This window comes from Streptobacillus canis, assembly GCF_009733925.1.
In the GTDB taxonomy this organism is placed as follows: domain Bacteria; phylum Fusobacteriota; class Fusobacteriia; order Fusobacteriales; family Leptotrichiaceae; genus Streptobacillus; species Streptobacillus canis.
In genome coordinates this window covers 1-24892 of the sequence record NZ_WOEI01000025.1, presented here as the reverse complement: position 1 = coordinate 24892, position 24892 = coordinate 1, and the positions used below count along the sequence as shown (strand labels likewise).

24 protein-coding genes, 1 tRNA gene and 1 CRISPR repeat array are annotated in these 24892 nt (G+C 25.8%); all 25 genes read left to right on the top strand.

Going from position 1 to position 24892, the window contains the following annotated elements; all coding sequences use genetic code 11:
* Positions 1-47 precede the first annotated feature (47 nt).
* Positions 48-124 (top strand) — tRNA-Asn (locus tag GM111_RS06690).
* 120 nt (positions 125-244) lie between these two features.
* Positions 245-1627 (top strand): asparagine--tRNA ligase, encoded by a 1383-nt coding sequence (gene asnS / locus GM111_RS06685; protein ID WP_156300341.1) that lies wholly within the window; start codon positions 245-247, stop codon positions 1625-1627.
* A gap of 11 nt (positions 1628-1638) precedes the next feature.
* Positions 1639-2379, top strand: coding sequence for a tetratricopeptide repeat protein (locus tag GM111_RS06680; RefSeq protein ID WP_156300340.1), 741 nt, complete (start codon positions 1639-1641; stop codon positions 2377-2379).
* Between the two features lie 20 nt (positions 2380-2399).
* On the top strand, positions 2400-3194 hold the full coding sequence (locus GM111_RS06675; RefSeq protein WP_156300339.1) for a hypothetical protein: 795 nt from the start codon (positions 2400-2402) through the stop codon (positions 3192-3194).
* On the top strand, positions 3187-5544 hold the full coding sequence (topA, locus tag GM111_RS06670) for a type I DNA topoisomerase (protein ID WP_156300338.1): 2358 nt from the start codon (positions 3187-3189) through the stop codon (positions 5542-5544). Before GM111_RS06675 ends, topA begins: the two co-directional genes overlap by 8 nt.
* A gap of 8 nt (positions 5545-5552) precedes the next feature.
* Positions 5553-6452 (top strand): site-specific tyrosine recombinase/integron integrase, encoded by a 900-nt coding sequence (gene xerA, locus GM111_RS06665; RefSeq protein ID WP_156300337.1) that lies wholly within the window; start codon positions 5553-5555, stop codon positions 6450-6452.
* 8 nt (positions 6453-6460) lie between these two features.
* The gene (locus GM111_RS06660) at positions 6461-7639 is read left to right on the top strand and encodes a GTP-binding protein (RefSeq protein WP_156300336.1); all 1179 of its coding nucleotides are present in this window, start codon (positions 6461-6463) and stop codon (positions 7637-7639) included.
* A 106-nt stretch (positions 7640-7745) separates the two neighbouring features.
* Positions 7746-8504 (top strand): MBL fold metallo-hydrolase, encoded by a 759-nt coding sequence (locus tag GM111_RS06655; RefSeq protein WP_156300335.1) that lies wholly within the window; start codon positions 7746-7748, stop codon positions 8502-8504.
* Positions 8505-8512: 8 nt separating this feature from the next.
* Positions 8513-9076: a uracil-DNA glycosylase family protein gene (locus GM111_RS06650; RefSeq protein ID WP_156300334.1), complete on the top strand. Its 564-nt coding sequence runs from the start codon at positions 8513-8515 to the stop codon at positions 9074-9076.
* On the top strand, positions 9077-10177 hold the full coding sequence (ychF, locus tag GM111_RS06645; protein WP_156300333.1) for a redox-regulated ATPase YchF: 1101 nt from the start codon (positions 9077-9079) through the stop codon (positions 10175-10177).
* An 11-nt stretch (positions 10178-10188) separates the two neighbouring features.
* Positions 10189-11541, top strand: a complete 1353-nt coding sequence (locus GM111_RS06640; RefSeq protein ID WP_156300332.1) for a dihydrolipoyl dehydrogenase family protein — start codon at positions 10189-10191, stop codon at positions 11539-11541.
* A 17-nt stretch (positions 11542-11558) separates the two neighbouring features.
* On the top strand, positions 11559-12398 hold the full coding sequence (locus GM111_RS06635; protein ID WP_156300331.1) for a mechanosensitive ion channel family protein: 840 nt from the start codon (positions 11559-11561) through the stop codon (positions 12396-12398).
* A 9-nt stretch (positions 12399-12407) separates the two neighbouring features.
* Positions 12408-13034, top strand: coding sequence for an MBL fold metallo-hydrolase (locus tag GM111_RS06630; protein WP_156300330.1), 627 nt, complete (start codon positions 12408-12410; stop codon positions 13032-13034).
* 133 nt (positions 13035-13167) lie between these two features.
* Complete coding sequence (locus GM111_RS06625) at positions 13168-14295, top strand: ABC transporter substrate-binding protein (RefSeq protein WP_156300329.1); 1128 nt, start codon at positions 13168-13170, stop codon at positions 14293-14295.
* 39 nt (positions 14296-14334) lie between these two features.
* On the top strand, positions 14335-15231 hold the full coding sequence (locus tag GM111_RS06620; RefSeq protein WP_156300328.1) for a branched-chain amino acid ABC transporter permease: 897 nt from the start codon (positions 14335-14337) through the stop codon (positions 15229-15231).
* A 1-nt stretch (position 15232) separates the two neighbouring features.
* A complete protein-coding gene (locus tag GM111_RS06615) occupies positions 15233-16228 on the top strand; it encodes a branched-chain amino acid ABC transporter permease (RefSeq protein ID WP_156300327.1) in 996 nt (331 codons plus the stop codon).
* The gene (locus GM111_RS06610; protein WP_156300326.1) at positions 16225-16983 is read left to right on the top strand and encodes an ABC transporter ATP-binding protein; all 759 of its coding nucleotides are present in this window, start codon (positions 16225-16227) and stop codon (positions 16981-16983) included. The genes GM111_RS06615 and GM111_RS06610 overlap by 4 nt, the downstream gene beginning before the upstream one ends.
* A 1-nt stretch (position 16984) precedes the next feature.
* On the top strand, positions 16985-17695 hold the full coding sequence (locus GM111_RS06605) for an ABC transporter ATP-binding protein (protein ID WP_156300325.1): 711 nt from the start codon (positions 16985-16987) through the stop codon (positions 17693-17695).
* Positions 17696-17815: 120 nt separating this feature from the next.
* Positions 17816-18445 (top strand): hypothetical protein, encoded by a 630-nt coding sequence (locus tag GM111_RS06600; RefSeq protein ID WP_156300324.1) that lies wholly within the window; start codon positions 17816-17818, stop codon positions 18443-18445.
* 24 nt (positions 18446-18469) lie between these two features.
* Positions 18470-19075: a hypothetical protein gene (locus tag GM111_RS06595; RefSeq protein ID WP_156300323.1), complete on the top strand. Its 606-nt coding sequence runs from the start codon at positions 18470-18472 to the stop codon at positions 19073-19075.
* A 13-nt stretch (positions 19076-19088) separates the two neighbouring features.
* A complete protein-coding gene (locus GM111_RS06590) occupies positions 19089-19934 on the top strand; it encodes a hypothetical protein (RefSeq protein WP_156300322.1) in 846 nt (281 codons plus the stop codon).
* A 1-nt stretch (position 19935) separates the two neighbouring features.
* Positions 19936-21450 (top strand): AAA family ATPase, encoded by a 1515-nt coding sequence (locus GM111_RS06585; protein WP_197034517.1) that lies wholly within the window; start codon positions 19936-19938, stop codon positions 21448-21450.
* A 1-nt stretch (position 21451) separates the two neighbouring features.
* Positions 21452-23206, top strand: a complete 1755-nt coding sequence (locus GM111_RS06580) for a hypothetical protein (protein ID WP_156300321.1) — start codon at positions 21452-21454, stop codon at positions 23204-23206.
* Between the two features lie 255 nt (positions 23207-23461).
* A CRISPR array of direct repeats spans positions 23462-24219; the repeat unit is 36 nt; unit sequence GTACGAATGTATATCCAGTAGAATAAGGATTGAAAC.
* 118 nt (positions 24220-24337) lie between these two features.
* Complete coding sequence (locus GM111_RS06575; RefSeq protein ID WP_156300320.1) at positions 24338-24553, top strand: hypothetical protein; 216 nt, start codon at positions 24338-24340, stop codon at positions 24551-24553.
* Entirely contained in the window at positions 24540-24698 is a 159-nt protein-coding gene (locus GM111_RS06570; protein ID WP_156300319.1) for a hypothetical protein, read from the top strand. Before GM111_RS06575 ends, GM111_RS06570 begins: the two co-directional genes overlap by 14 nt.
* Positions 24699-24892 lie beyond the last annotated feature (194 nt).

The window sequence follows — 24892 nt, the reverse complement described above, 5'->3', positions numbered from 1 at the left end:
CTTAGTAATAGGGAAGATAGGTAGTTGCCAAACTTTTTTTAAATCATGACTTTGTAGCTCAGTCGGTTAGAGCATCTGACTGTTAATCAGAGGGTCGAAGGTTCGAGTCCTTCCAAGGTCGCCATTTTGAATAAAACACAATGATATATAGAGGGTTAATCCCTCTTTTTTCAATTATATTTATTGAAAATACTTTATAAATGGTGTATAATAAAAGATAGAAACAAAATACAGGAGGCTTGTAATGGAATTAAGAGAATTACAATTAAATATTGAGCAACATTTAAATAAAATAGTTAAACTAGATGGATGGGTAAAAAAAATTAGAGCACAAAAAAACTTTGGATTTATTGAATTTAATGATGGGACATATTTTCAAGGAATACAATTAGTATTTGATGAAAATTTATCAAATTTTGATGAAATATCAAAATTATCAATTTACTCTTCAATATCAGTTCAAGGTACTGTTGTTAAATCAGAAGGAAAAGGTCAAAGTTATGAAATTAAAGTAGATAATATTTCTGTGTATAACAAAGCTGATATATCAAATCCATTACAAAATAAGAGACATGGTATGGATTTCTTAAGAACTATAGCACATTTAAGACCTAGAACTAATACTTTTAATGCTGTATTTAGAGTTAGATCATTACTTGCATATGCAATACATAAATTCTTTATGGAGAAAAACTTTGTTTACGTACAAACTCCAATATTTACAGGAACAGATGCTGAAGGTGCTGGTGAAATGTTCCAAGTTACAACACTTGACTTAAACAATGTACCAAGAGATGAAGAAAACAAAATTGATTATAAACAAGACTTTTTTGGTAAACCTTCATTCTTAACTGTTACTGGACAATTACATGTTGAGGCATTTGCTTCTGCATTCCATAATACATATACTTTTGGTCCTACATTTAGAGCAGAAGAATCATATACTACAAGACACGCTGCAGAATTTTGGATGATAGAACCTGAAATTGCATTTGCAAACTTAGAAACAAATATGGATATAGCTGAACAAATGATTAAATATATTATTAAATATGTAATGGAAAATGCACCACTTGAAATGGAATTTTTCAATACATGGATAGAAAAAGGATTAATTGATAAATTAAATAATATTGTTAATAATGAATTTGGTCGTGTTACATATACTGAAGCTATTGAAATTCTTAAAAATTCAAAAGAAGAATTCTCTATACCTGTTGAATGGGGTATGGACTTAAAAACTGAACATGAAAGATATTTAGCAGAAAATGTATTTAAAAAACCAGTATTCGTTACTGATTATCCTAAAGATATTAAAGCATTCTATATGAAACTTAATGAAGATGGTAAAACTGTAAGAGCTATGGACTTATTAGCACCAGGAATAGGAGAAATAGTTGGAGGAAGCCAAAGAGAAGATGACTATGATAAATTAGTAAATGTAATGAATGAAAAAGGATTAAACATTGAAGATTATTCATGGTACTTAGACTTAAGAAGATTTGGTTCATTCCCACATTCAGGATATGGATTAGGTTTTGAAAGAATGTTAATGTATATTACTGGTATTGCAAATATTAGAGATGTATTAGCATTCCCTAGAACTGCTAAGAGCTTAGAATATTAAGAGGTGAAAATATGAAGAAAATATTTTTTGCTTTACTAATTATCCCTTTATTTCTTAAAGGAGATTTTTTAGAAGAGTTACAAAAAATTGATCTTTTATTACAAAAAGGTCAATATCAAGAAGCTTTACAAAAAGGTAAAGAACTTGCACAAACAGAAATTTCAGAAGAAGATAAAAGTTCATTACAAAATCTACTATCTGTAATTGAGAAAAAAATTAAATCAGAATCAGGAAATTTAGCTGATAGAATATTTAATAACACAGGTGAAATTAACTTTACAACAGAAGAAGCTACAGAAGGTGAAACAGCTGAAGAGGGTGTTTCTGATGGGACTTTTGCATTCCCAGGAGATGTATTAAATGATGCATCAAAATATCAAGAATATGTAAATGTAGAAAAAGAAGTATTAGCTAGTGGAAATCCAGAAAATATATATACTTTATCTAAAATATATATGAAGAGTGGATTATATGAAAGAGCTATGAATTTAGGGCTTAAATCAAAAGATGTAAGAACAGTATATAACTCTGCATTAGGTGCTAGATTAATTGGAAAATATGATACAGCTATAAAACAGTATCAAAGAGTTTTATCTGCTGAGCCAGGACATTTAAATTCAATGCTTGGTTTAGGTCTTTCTTATAGAGGAAAGGGAGATAAACAAAATGCAATAAAATATTTAAAAAAATATCTAAATGCTGGTGGGACTAATCCTAACGTTGCTAAAACAATACAGTATTTAAGTAGGTAGATATTATGGGGTGGATTAATTTGAGTAAAACTTTAAAATCTAATATATGCACTGAGATTATGAAAAGATATGATGATATCTCTCATGCTATAGAAGATTTTAAAAAATATGATTTAGATAAAAATATTTTAGAAAAATTAATAAGTGCATCAAAACTTGATGACAGATATTTTATAGATAAATGTATGGAAGAAAATGTAAAGATAGTATCGTTTAAGGATGAAATATATCCTAAAAGACTTATACAATCTGGATTTATCTTTCCATACATTTATTTAAAATCAAAGATAGATATTAATAATTTAGAAAAAATATTAGCATTTAGTTCTAATTATGATCTAATAGATAATACAAAAAAAATATTAAATGAAGTATTAGAAATAAATGATAATATTTCTTTAAGTTTAGTTACTGAAACAGATGCTGATAAATATATACAAAAGATGTTTATGTGTAGAAATAATAATATGATATATATTAATTCAAGAGATTTTAAATATATACCTAAATACTATGACTTGGATAGAGATATTCTTATTTCATTATCTCCTTTTGAAGATGAAAGAAAAACGAGTAATATTTTAAAATCTACAAGTCTACTTGCAGGCATTAGTGATTATCTATATATCCCAGAAAGTGTTGCAAAATCAAGGGCAATGATATTATCAAAACTTATGAGTGATATGGGTAAAGAAATCTTTGCAAGTACTTCGTATGGGAATAGATATTTAGGTTGTAACTATATTTTGAAAAATAGTATAGCAAAGCTTGTTATGAATAAAGATGATATAAATGAAGAGGTGAAAAATGGCTAAGAATTTAGTAATAGTAGAGTCGCCATCCAAGGCAAAAACAATAGAAAAAATATTAGGTTCAAATTATGAGGTTCTAGCATCAGTAGGACATTGTATTGATTTACCTAAAAATACTATAGGAATAGACATAGAAAATGATTTTAAACCTGAATATAAGATAATAAAAGGGAAAAAAGAAATTCTTGAAAAATTAAAAGAAAAATCTAAATTAGCTAATAAAGTTTTTCTAGCATCCGATTTGGATAGAGAAGGGGAAGCTATAGCTTGGCATATCTCAAACTATATCAAACAAGACTCAAAAGTAAAAAGAATTGAATTTAATGAAATAACAAAAACAGCAATTTCTAATGCAATAAGACATCCAAGAGACATAAATACAAATTTAGTAAACTCACAACAAGCAAGAAGACTTTTAGATAGATTAGTGGGGTATAAAATTTCACCATTATTATGGCCAATAGTGGGTAGAAATGCATCTGCAGGAAGAGTACAATCAGTAGCTTTAAAATTAGTATGTGATTTAGAAGAGGAAATAAAGAATTTTGTTTCTCAAAAATATTTTGAAATAGATATATTAATTAATAAGGTAATTAAATTAAATTTAAGTCAAATAGGTGAAGAAAAAATTGAGAAAATATTTGATGAGAAAGTATTTAAGAAAGCTATGAAAGATTTAGATAATTCTAAAGTAATGATAGATGAAATTAAAATCTCAAAAAAATCTCAAAAACCACCTGTAGTATTTAAAACAAGTACTTTACAACAATTAGCTTCATCATATTTAGGTTTTAATGCTACTAAAACTATGAGAATTGCACAAAGCCTATATGAAGGATTAAATATAGGGGGAGAAAGTAAAGGGTTAATTACATATATGAGAACTGACTCTATTAGAATATCAGATGAAGCAAAATTTGAAGCTAAAAAATATATAGAGATAAACTATGGTAAAGAATATGTTGGAAATTATTTTGTTCCAGGAAATAAGAATATACAAGATGCCCATGAAGGTATTAGACCTACTGATATAAATCTTACTCCTGAATATTTACAACAATATTTAAGTAACGATGAATATAAGCTATATAAATTAATATGGGATAGATTCTTAGTTTCACAATTTGCTAATGTTAAATACGATCAAATGCAAATAAGTGCATCTAAAGATGAATATATCTTTAAAGGAAATATCAATAAAATAACATTTGATGGGTACTATAAAGTATTTAAGAGTGAAGATATGATACAAACTGGAGATTTCCCTGAATTAAATGAAAACGTAGAATATCCTATAGATGAAATATTAACTAAAACAGGTGATACTAAACCACCTGCAAGATATTCTGAGGCAACATTAATTAAAAAACTCGAAAGTTTAGGTATAGGAAGACCATCAACTTATGCAAGTATTATTGACGCAATTAAAGAAAAAAATTATGTAGAAATTGTTGAGAAGAGATTAATACCAACAGTATTTGGTAAAGAAGTTAAAACATTACTGGAGAATAATTTTAAACATATAATGAATGTTAAATTTACTGCAGGTATGGAAGGAAAACTTGATGATGTGGCAACTGGTAAAACATTATGGGTAGATCTTCTTAAAGAATTCTATAACCATCTTACTAATGAAATGGATAAGTATAAACAAAAGGTAGATGAATTAAAAAACAAAGTAATATATACTGATATGGAATGCAGTAATGGAAATGGTAAAATGGTACTAAAAAGTGGAAGTTTTGGTAAATATATAGTATGTGAGTTAGATAATAAAGATAAGATTTCAATACAAGGAATTGAACTTACAGAAGAAGATTTAAAAAATGAAGTAGTACAAATTAAAGATAAAGTTATGGAATTAATGGAAATTAAAAAAGGTATGAAAACAGACATGATTACCCCAAATGGAAAACAATATCTATTAAAAGTTGGAAGATTTGGAGAATACCTTGAAAGTGAAGACTATGCAAATGATAATTTAAGAAGAACATTAACAAAAGATTTAAAAGCTAAGATTAAAAAAGGTACTTTAAAACCAGAAAATGGAGTATATAAATTAAAAGAATATTTTGATAAATTAGATAATGAAAATGATAAAATATTAGAACTAGCTGGTAAATGTGAAAAATGTGGTAGAGAATTTACTATTAAACAAGGTAGATTTGGAAAATTCTTAGCATGTAGTGGTTATCCAGAATGTGAAAATATTAAAAAAATTCCAAAACTTGATGGAGAAATTAAAAAAACAACAAAAAAAACTACAACAAAAAGAACTACAACAAAGAAAACTACAACTAAAAAAACTAAAACAACAAAAACTGCTAAAAAAACAACAACTAAAAAGAAATAGAGGTATCTATGGATAAATTATTAGAAAAATTCTTGTATTATCAAGAAGTTGTTTTAAATAAAAGTTTTAATACAGTTAAATCATACAAAAAAGATTTAGAACAATTTATAGAATATTTAAAGAATAATGAAGGTATAGAAGATTTTAATAAAGTAGAAATATTTACTTTTAGATCTTTTATTGCCTATTTAAATATGGAGCTTGAGGTAAATAAGAGAAGTATAAATAGAAAATTATCTGCTATAAGAACATTTTTTAAATATTTACTTGAAAATGACTATATTGTAGAGAATAAGGCTATATATATTTCAACACCAAAGTTTGAAAAACCCTTACCTAATTTTTTAACTAGAGAAGATATAGATAAATTAAGAGAAGTGATTAAATTAGAGAAAATAACTGGACTTAGAGATAGAGCAATAATAGAATTGCTCTATTCTAGTGGACTTCGTTCTATGGAATTACTAGATTTAACAGAATATACTATAGATTTAAAAAATATGGAAGTAAGGGTAATAGGTAAAGGGAATAAAGAAAGAATATCTTTCTTTAGTAACAATGCTCAAAAGTATATTACTGAATATATAGAAAGAAAAAAGAAAGAGTATAAGAATTACACTAAAGATGTATTATTTGTAAATAAGGATGGTAATAAGTTAGATTCTAGATCACTTAGAAGATTAATTACAAATTACTCAGCAAAAGCGAGAATAAATAAAGAGGTAACTCCTCATATATTTAGACATAGCTTTGCAACAGAATTACTAAATCAAGGTGTAGATATTAGATTTGTACAAGAACTACTTGGACATAGTAGTATTGCAACTACACAGTTTTATACTCATATAAGTAAAAATACACTTAAGGATGCATATATGAAGTCACATCCTTTTGCAACTAAAAAATAGGAGAGAGAATGGAAAAAAAGTGTAAAGGTTGTGGTCTAATTCTACAATCAGAAGATCCAAAAATTGATGGATATGTTCCTCATGAAAAACTAATTTCTAGTGATGAAATAGTTTGTAAAAGATGTTTTAGATTAAAGCATTATGGAGAAAATCTTGAAAAAGAAGAAGATAAATTAAGTTATCAAATTGAAGTAAAAAAAGCTATAAAAGAGGCAGATATAGTAATGCCTATATTTGATATTATAGATTTTGAATCATCTTTTACTACAGAGATAATAGATTTACTAGAAGATAAAACTATACTTGCTGTAATTAATAAGATGGATTTATTGCCGGGATATATACATGTAGCAGAAGTATCTAAATGGGTAAAATACTATTTTACTGAAAATAATATATATCCAGAAGATATAGCATATATATCTTCTAAAAATAAATATGGTGTAAATGGAATTTTTAGAAAAATACAATACATAGCCAAAAATATTTTGAAAAAAAATATGGATAGTAATATTAAAATAGCTGTAATAGGTGTATCAAATGTTGGTAAATCTAACTTAATTAATCTATTACTTGAGAAAAATGTAAGTACAGTTTCTAAATTTTCTGGTACTACTAAGAAAATGATAAAAAATAAGAAAAAAACAAAAGAATATATGTTAACTATAATTGATACTCCAGGACTAATACCTGAAGGAAGATTATCGGACCTGTTAAATTCAGATTTATCATATAAGTTAGTTCCTAGTGGTGAAATTTCAAGAAAAACATATAGATTAAAAGAAAAACAAGTATTTATGTTTGAAAACTTAGCATATTTTGAAGTTACAGGTATACCTGAAGGTAAAGCTAGTGCAATAATATCAGCTTATGCTTCAAGAGAAGTGAAGTTCCATATTACGAATATTGATAAAGCTAAAGAACTTTCATCTAATGGATATTTTAAATTTTTAGATGAAGAAAACTATAATAAATATTTTGCAAATGAATTTATTGAAGAAAAATTTGTTGTAGAAGAAAATGAAGATTTTGTTATTGCAGGTCTTGGATATATAGAAGTTAAAAGAGGTCCATTAGAGATAATAGCACACTATCCAAAGGGAGTAAAAGCTGTAATAAGAAAAAGTATTTCAAAAAATTCTGATTTTGAAGAAGATGAATTTGACGAGGATGATTTATGTTGGTAAAAATATTTAGGAAATTAATAATAGTCCTAATTTTATTAGGACTAACATATTGTTATTCAACAAATAAGATATATAATAGTGCAACAGAAATTACGGAGACTAAATAATGAAAGTAGCTATTTTAGGAAGTAGTAGTAGTGGTAATTCTACTTTTATTGAAGTAGGAGGAGTAAAACTACTGGTAGATGTAGGATTTAGCTTGAAAAAAATAGTTGAAAAACTTGCAAGTATTAATGAGAAATTAGAAGATATATATGCAGTATTCATTACACATGAACACATAGATCATGTTAAATCTTTAGGTCCACTTTTAAGAAAGACTAATGCTTTAGTATATATACATGAGGATTCATATAATGTAATTAAAGATAAAATTGGTAAATATGATGAAGATAGAATAATTTTACTTAAAGATAGAGAAGTATATATAAATAATGCGAGTATAGTAAATTTCGATTTAACTCATGATGCAGTTCATTGTTTAGGATATTCATTTATTGAGAATAATAAGAAATTTGTATATATAACAGATGCAGGCTATGTTACTAAAATGATGGAATTACAGTGTCAAAATGCTGATGTAATTGCTATAGAAAGTAATTATGATTTTGATTTATTGATGACAGGATCTTATCCGTGGGATATAAAAAATAGAATTAAAGGTAAATTTGGTCATTTAAGTAATCAAGACTGCCTAAAGTTATTAAGAAATAGTTATACTGATAAACTAAAAAAAATATATTTAATGCATTTAAGCGATGAAAATAATATGCCTTCTCTAGCTATGCATAATATAAAAAAAGAATATAAAGAAATAGATGTAGAAATATCTGGTGAAGAAGTTACATCTGTATTTGAAATTTAGGGGGCAGTATGTGGAAAGAATTAGAATATAGAGTTAGAACATTAGAAGTATTCAAAAACTATAAAGGTACTGGAGAGATAATGCTTGGTCAAGGGAATAGAAACTCAGATATTATGTTGATTTTACCTGATATAGAAACTAAAGCATTAGAAAATGGAAACATTCTAGAAAGTGATAGTGGGAAAGTTTTAGAAAATATATTAAAATATGTAGGTATAGATATTGAAAATATATATATTACTTCATTATATAAATTAGATAAAGAATATATTAGATTTAATTCTAATACTACTGAAGAATTATTAGATGTGTTAATTACAGAAATAATGTATGTAAATCCTAAATATATAGTTACAGTAGGTGAGGAAGTATTTAATTTGTTAGTATCTGATGCAATAGGTAAAAATTTTAAAAATTTAAATATAAATATTAATAATTGTGTTGGAAATATATATGATTATTTCAAAAAAGTGTTAATACCTATATATGATATATTATATATTTCAAGGGCAAAAAAAGAAGAAAAAGTTAAGATAGTAAATGTTTTAAAAATGATTAAGGAGAAAAATTAAATGATAGGAATAGGAATAGTAGGATTACCAAATGTAGGTAAATCAACTTTATTTAATGCAATAACAAAAACTCAGAATGCAGAAGCAGCAAATTATCCATTTGCAACTATAGAACCAAATGTAGGTATAGTTTCAGTGCCAGATCAAAGATTAGATGAAATAGCAAAATTTGTAAATCCTAAAAGAGTATTAGGAGCATCTGTAGAATTTGTCGATATTGCAGGATTAGTTAAAGGAGCTTCAGGAGGAGAAGGTTTAGGAAACCAATTTTTAAGTAACATTAGAAATACTAAGGCTATATGTCAAGTAGTAAGATGTTTTGAAGATGAGAATATCATCCACGTTGAAGGAAGCGTAGATCCAATAAGAGATATAGAAATAATTAATAGTGAGTTAATACTTGCAGATATAGATACTGTAGAAAAAGCAATAGTTAAAAATGCTAAACTTGCAAGAACTAATAAAGATGCAAAATTCTTAGTTGAGACTTTAGAAAAATGTAAAACTGTACTTGAAGAGTATAAAATGTTATCAACTTATGAATTTAGTGAAGAAGAATTAAATGCTATAAGAACATATCAATTCTTAACATTAAAACCTATGATGTTTGGATTAAATATTTCTGAAGAAGATTTAGTAAATGGAACAGAAAATGAACATATGAGAAAAGTAAGAGAATATGCTGAAAGTGTAAAAGCAGAATGTGTTTCTTTCTCAGCAAAAGTTGAATCAGAATTAATTGAAATTGAAGATGAAGATGAAAGAAATGAATTTATTGAAAGTTTAGGAATAAAAGAACCTAGCTTAAATAGATTTATTAGAGCAGGATTTAAATTACTTGGATTAATATCATATTTTACTGCAGGAGAACAAGAAGTTAGAGCATGGACTATAGAACAAGGAACACTTGCTCCTAAAGCTGCAAGTGAAATACATTCTGATATTGAAAGAGGATTTATTAGAGCAGAAGTTGTTGCATATGATAAATTCGTTGAATATAAAGGGTGGGCAGGAAGTAAAGAAAAAGGTGCAATGAGACTTGAAGGAAAAGAATATGTAGTTAAAGATGGAGATGTAATGTTCTTCAGATTTAATGTATAGGAGGAAAAAAAATGTATGATTTATTAGTGATAGGATGGGGAAAAGGTGGAAAAACCTTAGCAGGAACCTTTGCTAAAATGGGGAAAAAAGTAGCGATAGTAGAAAGAGAAGCTAAAATGTATGGAGGTACATGTATAAATATTGGATGTCTTCCAACTAAAGCTATGGTTCATAGATCTAAAATTTTAGTTGAAATAGGTGCGTTAGGTGTAGATAGAGATTATGATTTTGATAATATAATATATCAGAATTCATTAACAGAAAAAAGAAAGATGGTTAAAAAATTAAATACAGCTAATTTTAATTTGCTAAATAATAATGATAATGTTGATATATATAATGGAGAAGCTAAATTTATTTCTAATAATGAAGTAATGGTTAATGGAGAAATAATTAAGGCCAAAAATATTGTTATAAATACAGGTTCTAAAACAAGAATTCCTAATATTAAAGGTATAGAAAGTAATAAGGTATTAACTAGTGATAGTGCTTTAGAACTTGAAGTATTACCAGAAAAATTAGCTATAATAGGTGGAGGATTCATAGGTCTTGAATTTGCAAGTTATTTCAATAATTTTGGTTCTATAGTAACTGTCTTTGAAGGTGGAGATAAGTTTATGCCTAGGGAAGATGATGATGTATCTGAAACAATATTAAATATATTAATGGAACAAGGATTAAATTTTATATTTGAATCTAAGGTTTTAGAATTTAATGAAATAAATGATAAGATAGAAGTAAAATTTGAAAAAAATGGTGAAATTAAAACAGAAATTTTTGATAATATTTTAGTATCGATTGGTAGAGTACCAAATACAGAAGGATTAGGTTTAGAAAATACTGATATTAAAGTTGCTGAAAGAGGAGAAATAATTGTAAATGAATATTTAGAAACTACAGTTCCTAATATATATGCAGTTGGAGATGTAAAAGGCGGAGAAATGTTTACATCTGTTTCATTAGATGATAGTAGAATAGTTTTACCAAGATTATTAGGTGAAAATGGTAGAAGTCTTAAAGATGGAAGAAATGTACCTAAAGTCTTATTTATTGATCCAAGTTATGCACAAGTAGGATTAAGTGAAAAACAAGCTAAAGAATTAGGAATTAATTTTATAGTAAAAAAACTTCCAACAACTTCTATTCCTAAAGCACATGTAATAGGTGAAACAGATGGGTTTTCTAAAGTTTTAATCAATGAAAATGATGAAATTATTGGTGCATTTATGATAAATTATAAAGCACATGAAACTATTAATTTATTAGCACTTGCTATAGATCAAAAAATCAAGTATCAAGTTTTAAGAGATTTAATCTATGCTCACCCTGTATTTACTGAGGGATTAAATGATTTATTAAAATAATGTAGGAGGATAAATTAATGGTAAATGTAAGTATATATTTAAAGAAACTATTTGATATATCTTTCTTATTAAAATGGTTAGAAACACATTTTTTACAATTCTTAGTGGGATTGATAATAATAATCTTTTATAGAAAAATATCAAATTTAATCATTAAAATATTAGATAGAATACTTTTTTCTAAAATGAATGATAAGGGCCTTAGAAGTTTCTTGAAGTCTTTCTTAAAAGTCTGTATACACATATGTTTAATATATGTGATTATAGGGTTACTTGGGTTTAATTTTACATCAGTATTTGCAATTATTGGGGCTATGTCAGTAGTAGTAGGATTTGCTTTTAAAGAAATAATACAAAATATATTTGGAGGAATAATAGTTTTAGTATTTAAACCTTTTAAAGTTGGAGATATAATACAATATGACCAATATATAGGAACAGTTAGAAAAATAGAAATATTTTATACAAGACTTGTAAATTTTCAAAATGAAACTGTAATAGTACCTAACGGGCTTTTAATAACAAATGAAATAAAGAATATAACAGCACAAAATAGAAGAAGACTTGATTTAATAATAGGTGTAGATTATGGTTCTGATTTAGCAAAAGTAAAAGAAATATTAGTACAAATAGTAAATGATTGTGAATATGTATTAAAAGGTAAGGATGATAGTCCTATTATAGGTCTTGGCGAACTTGCAGCTTCATCAATTAATTTTGTAACTAATGTATATGTTTTACCTGAAAACTATATGATAACTAAATTCTATATTCTAGAACAAGTTAAGAAAAGATTTGATGAAGAAGGTATTTCAATACCATTTAATCAATTAGATATACATATTAAAGATAAATAAGAGGTTATTATGGAAGTAATAAGATTTGAAAATTATGATTATACAAGTAATACATATGTAATTAGAAGTGGAAATAATACATATATTGTAGATCCTGGTTCAAAAGATATGGATAGAGTTTTAAGCTATATTAAGGAAAATAATTTAAATTTAACTGCTATACTTTTAACTCATGGACATTTTGATCATATTTTAGGTTTGCCTAAAATATTAGAATACAAAAATGTTGATGTATATATTTATGAAACAGAAAAAGAATTTTTATTTAATGATAAATTATCATTGCTTTTATGGGCACAAACTAATCAAAGTTATCTAACCCCTTCTTTAGAAAAAGCTAATATTAAAACCCTAAAAGAGGGAGATAATGTAGATAAATTTGAAATTATACACACGCCAGGACATACTAGTGGTGGAATTTGTTTCCATAATCCAGAAGAAAAAATATTAATTTCTGGAGATACTATGTTTAAAAATAGTTATGGAAGAATAGATTTACCTACTGGTAGTTCTGAAGATATGTGGAAGTCTATAGGTAAAATATTAAAATTAGAAAAAGAAACAGTAATATATCCTGGTCATGGTGAAGATACTACTGTGGGAAAAGAATATGCATTTTATTATGCAGGATATTAAACAAGGCTTAAGCCTTGTTTTTTTTTGATAAATGCATTTATCAAATTTATATTTACTATTAAATATATATATTTGGCATATTATTAATAATATGATATAATAATTTTATTAAAAAATGAAGGAGGAATCAGTAATGAAAAAAGTAATATTATCAGTTTTAACACTTTTCATGTTGTTTAGTTGTGGTAATAAAGCAGAAGTTGATGTGAAAGGAGGAGCTGAGTCTATTATTAAAATTGGTGTTCCTGAACCTTTAACTGGAGATATATCTCAATATGGAGTTGCAATAAAAGAAGGAATTGAATTTAAAATTGATCAAATAAATAATGAAGGCGGAATTAATGGTAAGAAAGTAGAATTAGTAGTTGAAGATACTAAAGGTGATTTACAAGAAGCAGTAAATATAATTAAGAAGATGATATCTGTTGATAATGTTGATGCAATTTTAGGGGAAGCTATATCAGCAAATACATTTGCTATTGCAGAAATTGCACAAAAAGCAAAAATTCCTATGATTACACCTGCAGGGACAAGATTTGACATTACAGAAAATAAAGATTATGTATTTAGAGCAACATTTACAGATCCTTTCCAAGGAGAAGTTTTAGCTAAATATATTCAAAAATCAGGATTTGCAAATGTAGCCTTATTAACTAATACATCTAGTGATTATTCAGTTGGTGTTGCTAATAGATTTAAAGAAGTTGCAAGTGAAGTTAATTTAAAATTTGAAGAGCAAAAATATACTAAAGATGATAAAGATTTCAAATCATTATTAACAAATATTAAAAATTCAGGATTTGATGCAGTTTTAGTACCAGATTATTATAACACTGTTGGATTAATACTTTCTCAAGCAAAAGAATTAGGATTAGATATTAAATTCTTTGGAGCTGATGGATGGGATGGAATACAAACAGATTTCGTTGATGTTGCTGAAGGAGCAATATTTACAAGTCAATTTGATATTAATGATAGTTCTGAATTAAATACAGCATTTGTTTCTAAATTTAAAGAGAAATATGGTAAGGAGCCTAATTTATTTACATCTTTAGGATATGATGCAGCTACAATTCTTGTAGAAGCATTAAAATCAGTTGAAGATGTTAAAAATCACGAAGCAGTGAAAGAGGCATTAAATAAAGTAAATGTAGAATTAGTTACAGGAAAATTAGAATTTGATGCAAATAGAAATCCTAAGAAAGTTGTATCTTTCTTAACAATAGAAAATGGTAAATTAGTATTAAAAGAAAAATTTTAAGATTGTGCTCCTAGGAGCACAATTTTTTAAGGAGAAAAGATGTTTAAAAATTTAATAGATCAAACGATAAATGGACTACAAACAGGTAGTATTTATGCATTGATAGCACTAGGTTATACCATGGTTTATGGAATAGTTAAGTTGATTAACTTTGCTCATGGGGATATACTTATGATAGGTGCATATATTAGTTTTATGGCAGTTAATAGAGGATTTGGATTAACAACTGCTTTAGTTATATCAATAGTTTTTTGTGCTATTTTAGGAATAATAATGGAAAGATTAGCGTATAGACCTTTAAGAGATGCATCACGTATGAATGTATTAATAACAGCAATAGGGTTAAGTTTTTTACTTGAAAGTTTGGCTTTAATATATTTTGGAGCAGCTCCTAAAATTATAAAATCTGAATTTATACCAACATATTTATCAAGTTCAGAATATATTACTATACTAGGAATTAGTGTAAGTAATTTAAGTTTCTTTGTAATAACAGTTACTTTATTATGCATGTTATTATTACACGTATTTATAAAATATACTAACTTAGGTAAAGCAACTAGAGCAGTATCACAAGATATTTCAGCAGCAAAATTAATGGGAATAGATACAGATTTTACTATTTCACTTACATTTGCTATAGGTTCTGCACTTGGTGCATTAGGAGGAGTAATGTATGCTCTAACTTATCCAAGAATAGATCCATATATGGGATTACTTCCTGGACTTAAAGCATTCATAGCTGCAGTATTTGGAGGTATAGGAAATATACCTGGAGCTATGGTTGGTGGTTATGTAATGGGATTACTTGAAACATATGTTAAAGGATATATCTCATCTACATGGGCTAATCCTATAGTATTTATACTATTAATCATTATCCTATTATTCAAACCTAATGGATTATTTGGTAAGAATAGAAAGGAAAAGGTATAATATGGAAAAGAAAAATACTTTAAAATTAAATAAACAAAACTATATTATAGGTTTTTTAATGTTGTTATTTACTTATGCAATACTTGAATATTCTATAATAGGTGATGGAATATTTAGTTATAAAGCAAGTATATATATTAATGTATTAATATATATCTTATTTGCATTAAGTATAAATATTACAACAGGAGTAATGGGAGAATTAAACTTAGGACATGCTGGATTTATATCTATAGGTGCATATTCTTCGGCAATATTTTCAAAATATCTTTATTCATATAACTTGCCTTCACTATTACATTTAGTAATAGTATGTGTATTTGGAGCAATAATTGCTGGATTTTTTGGAGCATTAGTTTCTATGACTACATTTAGATTAAGAGGAGACTATTTAGCAATAATTACTTTGGCATTTGGAGAAATAGTTAAATATATTATACAGAATATTGAATTTTTGGGAGGAGCTGCAGGATTAAATGGAATACCTGATATAGTTAGTTTTAAATATGTATTTTTAATAGTTATAGTTTCTTCAGTATTAATGATAATGATATTAATATCTAAAAAAGGAAGACAACTATTATCTATTAGAGAAAATGAGATAGCTGCTGAAAATATGGGAGTTAATATTAATAAAGCAAAGGTTTATGGATTTACATTATCAGCTTTTTTTGCAGGTATTGGAGGAGCACTATTTGCACATAACCTTGGAAGTTTAACTCCAGACAAATTTAACTTTGTATTTTCAATTGAAATATTAGTAATGGTTGTTCTTGGAGGACTTGGAAGTATAACAGGAGCTGTAGTTTCAGCAACATTTTTAACATTATTAAATGAAGTATTAAGACAAGTATCAGAATATAGATTTTTAGTTTATTCAATAATATTAATTAGTTTAATGATATTTAAAAAAGATGGAATTTTAGGAACAAATGAATTTACTATACCTGCTTTCTTAAAATGGCTAAAAGATATTAAACAGAAGGTGATAAAATGAAATTACTAGAGACTAAAGTTTTAACATTAAGATTTGGTGGATTAACAGCAGTTAAAGGAGTAAATGTAGAAATTAATAATGGAGAATTAATTGGTTTAATAGGACCTAATGGTGCTGGTAAAACTTCATTTTTTAACTTGCTTACAGGAGTTTATCAGCCAAGTGAAGGTGAAATTTTCTTAAATGGAGAAAATATTTCTTTTATGAAAACACATAAAATAGTTGCATTAGGAATGGCTAGAACTTTTCAAAATATTAGACTTTTTAAACAACTAACAGTACTTGATAATATTAGAATATCTCTAGATCAAAAGAAAGATTATTCTACAATTGATGCTATGTTTAGAACTAAAAAATTTAGAGATTATGAATATGAAACAATAGAAAAAGCAAAATCAATACTTAAGATTTTTGAATTAGATGAAATAGCTGAACATAGAGCAGATTCATTATCTTATGGTAATCAAAGAAAACTTGAAATCGCAAGAGCACTTGCGTGTTCACCCAAATTATTACTACTTGACGAGCCAGCAGCAGGAATGAATCCTAATGAAACACAAGAATTAATGAAAATAATAGAAAAAATAAAAAATGAATTTAATATTTCAGTATTATTGATTGAACATGATATGGAACTTGTAATGGGAATTTGTGAAAGAATTTATGTATTAAATTTTGGAGAAGTTATTGCAAGTGGAAAACCAAGCGAAATACAAAATAATAAAGAAGTAATTAAAGCTTATTTAGGAGATTAAGATGAAAGTATTAGAAGTAAATAATATTGATGTGTTTTATGATAAAATACATGCAATTAAAGATGTCTCTTTTTATATAGATAAAGGAGAAATTGTTTCATTTATAGGGGCTAATGGTGCTGGAAAAAGTACAACTCTTAATGCCATCTCTAACCTTTTAAAAGTGAAATCAGGAGAAATAGTACTATTTGGAGAGAATATTTCTAATGTAAAAGCGCATAAATTAGTATCAAAAGGTATGGCTCATGTACCTGAGGGAAGAAGAATTTTTACAGAACTTACAGTTTTAGAAAATTTAGAAATGGGAGCTTTTACAAGACCTAAGGCTGAATTAAAAGAAAGTTTAGAAAAAATGTTTAATCTTTTTCCTAGACTTAGAGAAAGAAAAAATCAGTTATCTGGGACTATGAGTGGAGGAGAACAGCAAATGCTTGCTATGGCAAGAGCATTAATGTCTAAACCAAAACTTTTATTATTAGATGAACCTTCAATGGGACTTGCACCATTACTTGTAAAAGAGATTTTTGAAATAATAAAAAGAATAAACAAAGAAGAAAATGTAACTATATTACTTGTTGAACAAAATGCTAAGATGTCACTTGAGATATCTGATAGAGCATATGTAATAGAAACAGGTGAAATAGTACTTGAAGGTAAAGGCTTAGAGTTAATTGATAATCCAGTAATAAAGAAAGCATATTTAGGGGGATAAGAACAACACTGGAAGGTGTTGTTTTTTGTTAAAAAAGTAAAAAAATGTATAAAAGGTATTTACACTTAGAAATATTGTGGTATACTTTTAGTGAATATGTTATTTAGGAGTGTAAAAATAATGGATAAAAGATTGTATGATCAATTAAAAGAATATTATGTTAGTCATGAAGAATTTTCAACTAAATTAAAGAAAGCTATATTAAAAAAAGAAATTGTAGATTGGTTTTTTTTAAACTGTTTGTATGCAGAAATTGAAAATAAATGCTTTTTAAAAGAAATTTTAGAAAAAAGTAAAGAATTAGAAATTAAAGACTTAGACAATTTTTTTGAGAACTATATTTTTATTGATATTTTTTTTAAAGATAATTTTTTATATTTTAATGGTATTTCTAGAAATATTATAAATGATTTTATAGAAAATGCAAAAAGAAATTTTAATTATGAAGATGATGAAAAAGACTTTAATGCAATATTTTTAACAAAAATTTTTGATAAAGAATATGAAAAGACTATAAATCAATTCTATAAATATTCTAGAATAAAAAATATGAGTCAAGATTTTAGGCTTAATTATCGGAATTACACTGGATATATTTATGTTTTTAAAATCGAAAATTTAGAAATAGTTAAGGAAATAATTGAAAATATAATAGAAGAATTGGATGTATTTTTTGATAAACTTAAAAACCAAAAAGAAAGTGATGAAGCTATAATTTCAGATATATTCGGAGATTTAATTAATGAATAAAATTAAAATGGAGGAATAATATAAATGACATTTGATGAATTATATATAAAACTTGAAAAATACATTTTAGAAGAAAAAGATTTTAGTAGATTAATAAAAAAAGGAATGATAAAAAAAGAAGAGGTAGATTGGTTATTGTTATTTAGTAGTTATGAATATTTAAATGATAAGGCATTACCGATAATTGAAGATATTTTAGGAAAAGAAAGTTTAAATTCACCTATAGGAAATGTTGAATTTAAAGATAATAGGTTATATATTTATACTATAGGTGAAAAGTTAAAAAAAGAAATCATAGAAAAAAAATTAAAGAATAAAAATGAAGATAAAACTAAAATAAATAATGATAATGAAAAAAAGGTAGAAAAAAATATTAGTAAAAAAAATTTTTTAGAAATATTATTAAATTTGGATAAGAAAAAATATTCAATAATAAAAGATCAAAAAATGATTGTAAATGGTAATCATAAAAATTTATCAAAGTATCAAATAGTAGAAAGAGTAGAAATTGAAAAAGCAATTTCATTAATTATAGACCAATTATATGAACATGTTAATGGTATGAAAGAAAGAAAAAAAGATGAAGAAGATTTTTTTAATAGTTTATTTGGAGAAGTATTAGAAGATTAATAAGGGAGATTTTATGGCAAAAGAAATAAAATTTGATTTAAAACTTTCAAATGTATTTGTTTCAAATCTAGAAATGTTAAAGGAAAATTTCTATTTAACAGATTTGTTGGAATATTACCATTCAAAAAAATTACATAGATGGTTGAAAGTTAGAGAGCATGAAGATATTTTAGAAGAAATAAATAAGATAAAAGATACAGATGATGAGAAAATTGCAAAAAAATTAATAAGAATTTTTGAAATAAGTCTTGATGATAAATATATTGATGAGATACTCACGATACATTTTTATGATAAAAGATCTATGGATTTTTTAACAAAAAAAAGAGATAAAAAAGAACTTATAAAAAATCATATAAATGAGTATAAAAAAATAGAAGAAAATTTAGTAAAAGAAACAAAATTAAGTAAAATAAAAGCATATGCTCAGATATTGTCAAATGATTTTTTGAATATATTAGAAATAAGTCAAATGGATTTATTAAATAAGATTTTAGAGAATAAGAAAAATTTAGCATTAATTTTTATGTTAGCTGAGGAAAAAATAAGAGAAAAAATTACTTGGTTTGAAGATGAAAAGATATTTAATAAGATTAAAAGTATAATAGGTTCAGATTTTAAAATAAAAGAAAATATTCCTGAAGTTAAAGAATATAAAAAAAATACGAATAATATTTGGGATGATTTAACTGACAAAAAAATATTAGTTTTATTCATTAGTGAAGGTGTAGAAATAAGAGAAAATGAAAATTCTAGAACATATTTAAATAAAGATTTAATATTTAATCCAACATATTTTAATGGATTAGAATATAGAACAATTAGCGCATTTTCTAAAATAATATATTTGGAGGTATAAAATGGGGAATAAAATAAAAAAAGAAAATATTGAAGAATTGTTAAAATCATATGTAGAAGCTTTATTTCCAATAATATATATAAATCATTTTGATTTTAAATATGTAGATGAATTAATTGAAAAAACAAAATTAGAGAAAAATATTGTTGAATTTGTAAATGGAATAGGTGTAGTAGATCATTATACTAGAGTAGTAGAAAATGAAACAACACTTATTGATTTTTTAAAGAACATTGGTGATTATGGATATGAATCAAAGAATATTATTATTTTAAAAGATGTACATGATAATTTAAATGATGTTGAAGTAATTTCAAGATTAAAACAAATAATTTATAGAAACTCAGAAATTGAAGGGTATGCCTCAACAATAATAATAGTTTCAAGTAAATTAAATGTACCTTCAGAATTAAATGAGTATATTACAGTATTAGATATACCACTTCCAAAAGAAAAAGAAATAGAAGAAATTTTAAATAAATTTATTGAAGATTATGATCAAAAAATTGAAGAAAAGCTATTCTATGATTTAATTACTTTATTTAAAGGATTAAATAGAATACAAATTACACAAATTTTAAATCGGGCCTATCAAAAAAAAGGAACTATTGACATTGATAGCATTTATCTTATTCTTAAAACAAAAGAACAATTAATAAAGAAAAGAGGACTTCTTGAATTAATTGTAAATGATGAAAATATTGAAAATATTGGTGGATTATCAAATTTAAAAAATTGGTTAAAAGATAAAGAAAAAATATTTAGAGATTTAGGTAAAGCTAAAAAATTTGGTGTAGATTTACCAAGGGGTGTATTAATAGCGGGACTTCCTGGATGTGGTAAAAGTTTAAGTGCAAAAGCTACCTCAGAATTATTTAGAATGCCATTAATTAGATTAGATGTAGGTAAATTATTAGGTAAATATGTAGGGGAATCAGAACAAAATATGAGAGAAGCATTAAAACTTGCAGAAGCAATTTCACCATGTGTTTTATGGATTGATGAAATTGAAAAAGCATTTTCTGGTATTGGAGCTGATAGTTCAGCAAATGAAGTTACAACAAGATTATTTGGTCAATTTTTAACTTGGATGCAAGAGAAAAAAAGTAGTGTATTTATAGTTGCTACAGCAAATGATATTTCAAAATTACCTCCAGAATTTTTAAGGAAAGGTAGATTTGATGAAATATTTTATGTAGATTTACCTTCTATAGATGAAAGAAAGAAAATACTTGAAATTCATTTGAAAAAAAGAAAAAAAATTACAGATAAGATAGACTTAACAAAAATAGCGGAATTAACGAAAGAATACAGCGGAGCAGATTTAGAAGCAGTAGTTAAAATTGCAATTGAAAAATGTTTTATTGATAATAAAATAGAAGTAGAAACAAATGATTTAGAAAATGCAGTTAAAGAAATAAAAGGAATAGGGGAAAACTTCAAAGATATTATTAAAACAATAAGAGATAATAATAAGAAATTTGGATTTAAAGATGCAAGTTTAGGTGGTAAATAAAATGTTTGGATTAATAAAAATAAGGGAAAGAGATAAAATAAAGGCTCTAATTAGAAAGTTTTTAGATAATAAAGAAAATAAAACATTATTTGAATTGTTAAAAGATGAATTACCAAATAAAACTGATGAAGAAATAAATAAAATTATAGAAGAAATTGAGCTAGGAAATAAAAGACAAATAGAAGTATATGAGAAAATTACAAAAGAAGAATTAAAAGGTAAATCATATGAAAGTGTTTTAGCTGCAGATATTATTGAATCATACGAAAAAACAGATATGAGTAAAGAAGAAGTAAAAAAAGAATTAAATGAAGTTGTTGATTTTAATAGTAAATATAATTCATATATTTTTACTGAAATAGGTAAAGATTACTATAATAATAATGAATTTAGTTCTGAAAAAGAAAAAGAAGATTTTAATAATACATTGAATATAGTTTCAAATTCAGCTTCTTTAGATCATATGAATTCATATATTAATAATATCTCAGATACTATAAAAAGTGGAAATCAAGATATTAATACCGTAGTACATACAAAAAGTGGATTAATAAATCAAAATCCTAACTTAGATGGATTTATTGCAGAACAAAAACATGTAAATTCATTTAATTTAAATGCTAGAGTAGCAGGTAAAGATTTTGTAGCATCAGTACCACCATTAAAACCTGGACAAACATATACTAAAAATGGATATGATCTTGTTGTTAAAAATGGTAGCGGTAGGATTGTACAGCATTATCAAGTTAAATATGGAGCTACAGCAAATGATACAATAAAAATGATTAAATCTGGTGACTATAGAAATCAACAAATAATAGTTCCTAAAGAACAATTAGAAGAAGTAAGAAGAGCAATACCAAATAAAACTATAAAAGCTAGTATATCACATGATGGGATAGTTGGTAAAGAATTTAGTAAAACGGAATTAAAAGAATTACAAAAACAAGTACAAGAAGGTAAATTAAACGGATTGTCCAATAATTTTAAAAATGATGTAAATATTTATACTTTAGGGAAACAAGTAGCTAGACAAACTATTACAGCAAGTCTTACAAGTATGGGATTAAGTATGGGATTTACAGTTTTAAAAGATAAGATAGAAGGTAAAGAAACAGATGTAAATCAAATGGTTGAAAATGCTGTTATTACTGGTGCAAATGTTGCTGTAACTACTTCTATTGCTGCGGCATTAAAAGTTAGTGTTGAAAATCAATATATTACAGGAACTGTTGCGAATTATTTAACAGATACATCTATAGGTGTTATAGCAAGTTCAAGTTTAGGGATAGTAAATAATTGCTATAAAATTGGAACTGGAGAGATAAGTTTGTTTAAAGGTATAAATAATATAGGTAAGCAAATAACTTCTTCATATGCTGCAATAGAAACTTTTAAGTTTGTGTCTTCATATATAAAGAAAAAAATTGGAACTGGTGGTGTAATTAGACTTCTTGGAGGTATTGTAATAAAAAGCAATGTTGTTTCAGCTGTTGCATCAGTTGTTATAGGTGCTGTTGCTTCTATGGTAAGTTCAAAGGTTACAGAAAAAATTTATGAGGGAGCAACTAAAGTTGCCACGACTATATATAAAAGTGCTGTAAATACAATTGAAAGTGGGGTAGAGACTGTTAAAAGCGTTGCAAAAGGATCTGTAAATTTTGCAGGTAAAATTCTATCTAGTGCAGCAAGTGCAGTTTCAAGTGCTGTAAGTGCAGTAAAAAGTTTTGTGGGAGGATTAACGGGATGGTGGTAATAAGGATAAATATATATAGCTTCTCGTTTTATATTTTCTTTACTTATAATTGTATTAGAAAAGGATTAAAATAAGATAAATAATATATAGAAAACTTGAAAATTCAAGGAAATGTCATTTTTGGTATTTAACATATTATTGTTTTTTTGAATAAATAAACAATAAAAATGCTCCTCGTATTAAAGTGATATTTAGTTGTAAATAAAAAAATAATATGTTAAAATTAAGTAAATACAATAGCTAAAGAATTTTAGTGTACGAATGTATATCCAGTAGAATAAGGATTGAAACATCGTTTCAATAGCTGTTTTAATTTTTTTCGTTCCTAAGTACGAATGTATATCCAGTAGAATAAGGATTGAAACAGACGTTACAGTAATAGAAAATATTATTGTAGATGTACGAATGTATATCCAGTAGAATAAGGATTGAAACAAACTACTCCTAATGGTAAAGCTAATAAGAGATTTTGTACGAATGTATATCCAGTAGAATAAGGATTGAAACGCTAATACGTATAAGTTTGCTAATTTTTTCATTTCTGTACGAATGTATATCCAGTAGAATAAGGATTGAAACTTGAAGAAAAGTGTCTTGTTATGTAAGACATCTTTGGGTACGAATGTATATCCAGTAGAATAAGGATTGAAACATCACTAACATTTATATAGTTAGTTGCCAACATTGGTGTACGAATGTATATCCAGTAGAATAAGGATTGAAACTATTAATACCTTTAATGGAAGAAATAAGATTAGGAGGTACGAATGTATATCCAGTAGAATAAGGATTGAAACTTATTCCAGTAGTTATATAATCCTACTGTAGTTTCGTACGAATGTATATCCAGTAGAATAAGGATTGAAACGAATTTTCATTTTTAACTACCTCCTTGATTTTCTTTGTACGAATGTATATCCAGTAGAATAAGGATTGAAACGAAATATCGATTCTAAAACCATCATTTATTTCAGGACGTACGAATGTATATCCAGTAGAATAAGGATTGAAACTATAAAAGAAAAAAATTTAAAAAATGACGTGACAAGCTATTATTATTACGAAAATAATAAAAAAGAAATTATGATATGTACCCTCTTTACTGGACAAACCAGTAAGGAGGGTATTTTTGTGCGTTACAGTTTTAAATTTAGAAAGAAATGTGTTGAAATGTACAAAAAAGGAATTTATCCAGAAACACCAGATGGTTTACGAACGAAAAGGTTTAGAGATAAAATTAGACGTTGGGTATTACTTGTAGATCATCACGGAATTGACATTGAATTTAATACATCTTCAATAGATCTAGTAGATAAGTTTGTAGAAAAATTTGATGATAAATATTAAGTATAATGAAATTTATTTAGATATAAATGGAGGAAATAGAATACATGGATATGCATTAGTTTATTTGATGATTAATCTTATAGAACTGAATAAACTGAATTTATTTTTAGTTGAATTAAAAAATGGGATTGTAAATGTTAAGTAAAATAACTTATTCTTAAATAAAATGCTTGAAATGAATAGGAAGTTACCTGCATATTTTTCTAAAGTAGTGTCTGTGTTAATATAAGAATGTAAGATTATGACTAAATAAGAATGTAGGATATTAGTAAAATTTAAAAGGAAGGAGATAGAAATTCAAACATGATTAAATAACTTAATATTAGATATTAAGTATAG